Origin of the sequence: Acinetobacter halotolerans, from assembly GCF_004208515.1 — a bacterium.
Classification (GTDB): domain Bacteria; phylum Pseudomonadota; class Gammaproteobacteria; order Pseudomonadales; family Moraxellaceae; genus Acinetobacter; species Acinetobacter halotolerans.
In genome coordinates this window covers 1-323 of sequence record NZ_SGIM01000040.1, presented here as the reverse complement: position 1 = coordinate 323, position 323 = coordinate 1, and the positions used below count along the sequence as shown (strand labels likewise).

General features: G+C 40.2%; 1 pseudogene. It reads left to right on the top strand.

Features of this window, described 5'->3' with window-relative positions:
* Positions 1-50: 50 nt before the first annotated feature.
* Positions 51-323 (top strand): annotated as a pseudogene (locus EXE30_RS15785) (phage late control D family protein); the annotation flags it as partial.

Genomic DNA, 323 nt, shown 5'->3' with positions numbered 1-323 from the left:
ATTTTTTCTGTAAAATGCGCGTCAAGTTTAAAAGAATTCAATAAGAAGCGATGTTCAAGACTATTTATGCTGCATTAGAACAACTTGGCTTAACCGCCCAAAAACGCGCGATACATATTCAATTTGCCAACTCTGCCTTAAACACAGCAGTGTTCCTACAAAAAATACAAGGGCAACATCAACTCAATACTGGCATGACAGCAGAACTGATCTGCCTATCAACCAATGCCACCATCCCATTAAAACAATTCATTGGCTCTCAAGTCGCTGTCGATCAAGTGACCGACACAGGCACATTATTTAGAACCACAGGTATCATCACT